The organism is Melaminivora alkalimesophila (assembly GCF_000282995.1).
Lineage (GTDB): Bacteria > Pseudomonadota > Gammaproteobacteria > Burkholderiales > Burkholderiaceae_C > Melaminivora > Melaminivora alkalimesophila.
In genome coordinates this window covers 1-3,082 of record NZ_ALEE01000321.1, presented here as the reverse complement: position 1 = coordinate 3,082, position 3,082 = coordinate 1, and the positions used below count along the sequence as shown (strand labels likewise).

2 protein-coding genes are annotated in these 3,082 nt (G+C 70.5%); both read right to left on the bottom strand.

The genetic code is table 11. The features are described 5' to 3' along the window. A partial coding sequence (locus A612_RS06000) for an efflux RND transporter permease subunit (RefSeq protein WP_019373619.1) occupies positions 1–1,939 on the bottom strand: 1,939 nt, incomplete at its 3' end. A gap of 27 nt (positions 1,940–1,966) precedes the next feature. Then, positions 1,967–3,082 (bottom strand): efflux RND transporter periplasmic adaptor subunit (locus tag A612_RS05995; RefSeq protein WP_019373618.1); only part of this gene is annotated, 1,116 nt, incomplete at its 5' end.

Sequence of the window (3,082 nt, the reverse complement as noted above, 5' to 3'; positions counted from 1 at the left end):
CGCGGGCCGCCAGCGCCTCGGCCGACTGGCCCGCGCCGCGGCGCTCGCTCCAGTCCTTGAGCGTCACGAAGGCGAGGCCAGCGTTCTGGCCCTGGCCGGAAAACGAGAAGCCCGCCACCGTGACGATGTTCGCCACCTCGGGCTGCGCCAGCATGAATTCCTCGACCTGGGCCATGGCGGCCTGCGTGCGCGGCAGCGAGGCGCCCGGCGGCAGCTGCACGTTGGTGATCACGAAGCCCTGGTCCTCGTTGGGCAGGAAGGAGGTCGGCAGGCGCGTGTAGACCAGCGCCACCGCGCCGATGAGCGCCGCGTAGATGACCATCATGCGCCCGCCGCGGCGCACCATGCGCGACAGGCCGGACTCGTAGCGCTGGGTGGTGCGCCTGAAGCCGCGGTTGAACCAGCCGAAGAAGCCGCGCTTGTCCTGGTGGCCTTCCTTGACGGGCTTGAGCAGCGTGCCGCACAGCGCGGGCGTGAGCGACAGCGCCATGAAGGCCGAGAACGCGATGGAGGCGCCCATGGTCACGGCAAACTGCCGGTAGATGTTGCCGGTGGAGCCGGCGAAGAAGGCCAGCGGCACGAACACCGAGATCAGCACCACCGTCACGCCGACGACGGCGCCGGAGATCTGGCCCATGGCCTTGCGCGTGGCGGCCAGCGGCGGCAGGCCTTCCTCGCTCATGATGCGCTCGACGTTCTCGACCACCACGATGGCGTCGTCCACCACGATGCCGATCACCAGCACCATGCCGAACATGGTCAGCACGTTGATGGAAAAGCCCAGGGCCAGCAGCGTGGCGAAGGTGCCGAGCAGCGCCACCGGCACGACGATGGTCGGGATGATGGTGTAGCGGAAGTTCTGCAGGAACAGGAACATCACCAGGAACACCAGCGCCACCGCCTCCAGCAGCGTCTCGACCACCTTCTCGATGGAGACGGCGATGAAGGTGGAGGTGTCATAGGGGATGGTGTACGTCACGCCCTGCGGGAAGTATTGCTGCAGTTCCTCGAGCTTGGCCTTGACGGCGTCGGCCGTGGCCAGCGCGTTGGCGGTCGAGGTGAGCTGCACGCCCATGCCCACCGAGGGGCTGCCATTCAGGCGCGCGCTGGTGCTGTAGTCCTGCGCGCCCAGCTCGATGCGCGCCACGTCCTTCAGGCGCACCGTCGAGCCGTCGGTGTTGGCGCGCAGCACCACGCGGCCGAACTCTTCCGGCGTGGACAGCTGGCCCTTGACGACGATGGTCGCCGTCATGGTCTGCCCGGCAGCGCTGGGCAGGTCGCCCAGGTTGCCGGCCGAGACCTGCACGTTCTGCGCGCGGATGGCGGCGTTGACCTGCGCGAGCGACAGGTCGAAGGCCTTCAGGCGGGCAGGATCGACCCAGATGCGCATCGCGCGCTCGGCGCCGAACTGCGTGACCGCGCCGACGCCCGGCAGGCGCTGCAGCTCGGGCACCACGTTGCGCGCCGCATAGTCGTTCAGCGCCTCGATGCTCACGTCCGGGTTGTCCGAGGTGAGCACCGAGAACAGCAGGAAGTTCGAGCGCGACTTGTCCACGCGCACGCCTTGCTGCGTGACGGCCGCAGGCAGGCGCGGCGTGGCGCGCGACAGGCGGTTTTGCACGTCCACCTGCGCCAGGTCGTCGTCCGTGCCCGGCTCGAAGCTCAGCACGATGGAGCCGGTGCCGTTGGCCTGGCTGGTGGACTCGATGTAGGCCAGGCCGCTGGCGCCGTTCATCTCGCGCTCGATGACGGACAGCACGCTGTCTTCCAGCGTCTGGGCGGTGGCGCCGGGGTAGGCGACGGAGATCTGGATGGTGGGCGGCGCCACCGCCGGGTACTGCGCGATCGGCAGCCGGGTGATGGAGACCGCGCCCAGCACCATGATGAAGATGGCGATCACCCACGCGAAGATGGGGCGCTCGATGAAGAACTTGGCCATGTGCCGCGCTCCTGTTTGTTTTTCTGGTTACTGGCTGGCGGCGGGGGCGGCTTCGGGCTGGGCGGCGCCCGCGGCCGGGGCGGCAGCGCCCGGCGCCTGCCACGGCACGGGGGTGACGACGATCGGGTCGCCCGGCTTGCCGCGCGGCAGCTTCTGGAAGCCGTCGACCATGACCTGCTCGCCGGCCTGCAGGCCGCCGGTCACCACCCAGTTGCTGCCCTGGGCGGGGCCGAGCTTGACGGGGCGCGGCGCCACCCGGCCGCCCTCGCCGACGACCAGCACCGTGTCACCGCTGGCGGAGCGGGTCACGGCCTGCTGGGGCAGCAGCACGCCGCCCTCCACCTGCGCCTGCTCCAGGCGCACACGCACGTACAGCCCCGGCAGCAGCGAGCGATCCGGGTTGGGCACCTCGGCGCGCAGGCTGACCTGGCCACTGCTCGGATCCACCGTCAGGTCGGTGAACAGCAGGCGGCCCTTTTGCGGATGGGTGCTGCCATCTTCGAGCAGCACGCTCAGGTCCGCGCCGCCACCGCTGGCCTGGCGGTACTGCCCGCTGGCCACCGCGGCGCGCAGCCTGAGGGCGTCGGCAGCCGATTGCGTGAAGTTGATGTAGAGCGGGTCGATCTGCTGGATCACCGCCAGCTCGGTGGGGCTGCCCTGGCCCACCAATGCGCCTTCCGTCACCAGCGAGCGGCCGATGCGCCCCGAGATGGGCGCCGTCACGGTGGCGTAGCCGAGGTTGATACTGGCGGTGGTGACGGCGGCGCGCGCGGCCGCCAGATTCGCCTCGGCGGTCTTCTGGGCGGCCACGGCGTTGTCGTACTCCTGGCGGCTGATGGCGTTCACCTCGACCAGCGGGCGGTAGCGCTCCGCCAGGGCCTTGGCCTGACCCAGGCTGGCTTCTGCTTGGGCCACGCTCGCCCGCGCCTGGGCCAGGGTGGCTTCGTAGGGCGCGCTGTCGATCAGGTACAGCTTCTGGCCGGCCTTGACGTCACTGCCCTCGGTGAACAGGCGCTTCTGGACGATGCCGGCGGCGCGGGCCCGCACCTGCGCCACGCGCGAGGCCTCCAGCCGGCCCGGCAGCTCGGTCACCAGGCCCACGTTGCCCGGCTGCACCGTGACCACGCCGACCTGCGGCGGGGG